Origin of the sequence: Halorubrum sp. 48-1-W (assembly GCF_003287355.1) — an archaeon.
GTDB lineage: Archaea > Halobacteriota > Halobacteria > Halobacteriales > Haloferacaceae > Halorubrum.
Map to the genome: position 1 here is coordinate 1 of NZ_QMIM01000068.1, position 1,163 is coordinate 1,163.

Sequence of the window (1,163 nt, forward strand, 5' to 3'; positions counted from 1 at the left end):
TTCGACTCGTTGATCTCCATGTACGGCATCGTGTCCGACGTCGACTCGTTGTCGAACATGAGCGCGTCACACTCGACGGCCGTCGAGGAGTTCTCGGCGCCGTCGGCGATGTGGACGAGTCCACGGTAGTTGGTGCGGCCGCCGTCCTTCGAGATGGACTTCGACTCGATGGTCGATTTGGTCTCGGGCGCGTTGTGGTACACCTTCGCGCCGGTGTCGATGTTCTGGCCCTCGCCCGCGAAGGCGATGGTGATGTGGTTATCCGAGGCACCGCGGCCCTTCAGGATCGTCGAGGGGTACAGCATCGTCGCCTTCGACCCCATCGACCCCGAAATCCACTCCATGCGCCCGCCCTTCTCGGCGATGGCGCGTTTCGTGTTCAGGTTGTACGTGTTCTTCGACCAGTTCTGTACCGTCGAGTACTGGACGTGGGCGTCCTCGCCGACGAACACCTCCACGCCGCCGGAGTGGAGGTTGAACGCCGAGTACTTGGGCGCCGAACAGCCCTCGATGTAGTGGACCTCCGAGCCCTCCTCGGCGATGATGAGCGTGTGTTCGAACTGGCCCATCCCTTCGGAGTTCATCCGGAAGTACGCCTGGATCGGCATCTCGACCGTGGTGTTCTCGGGAACGTACACGAACGAGCCGCCGGACCAGATGGCGCCGTGGAGCGCGGCGAACTTGTTGTCGCTCGGCGGCACGGCCTTCGTCATGAAGTACTCTTTGACGAGGTCCTCGTGGTCCTGGACGGCCTTGTCCATGTCACAGAAGACGACGCCCTTCTCCTCCCAGCGCTCCTGCATGTTCTGGTAGACGATCTCGGACTCGTACTGGGCGCCGACGCCGGAGAGTGCGTTCTTTTCGGCCTCGGGAATGCCCAGCTTGTCGAAGGTGTCTTTGATCTCCTCGGGGAGGTCGGTCCAGTCGTCGACGCCGCCGCGGACGTCGATGTCGGGACGGATGTACGGAACGATCTGTTCGATGTCGACCTCGGAGAGGTCCGGCGCTTCGGGCCAGTCGGTCGGCATCGGCATCGCCTGGAACTGCTTGAGCGCGCGCAGCCGGCGCTCGAGCATCCACTCCGGCTCGTCTTTGTCCTCCGAGATGACGCGAACCGTCTCCTCGGTGAGGCCCTTCTCGCTTTTGAACGCGGACTTCTCCTC

General features: G+C 62.9%; 1 protein-coding gene. It reads right to left on the minus strand.

The window, feature by feature from the left end; all coding sequences use genetic code 11:
• On the minus strand, positions 1-1,163 hold a 1,163-nt coding region (gene sufB / locus DQW50_RS17525), incomplete at both ends, for a Fe-S cluster assembly protein SufB (RefSeq protein WP_112080534.1).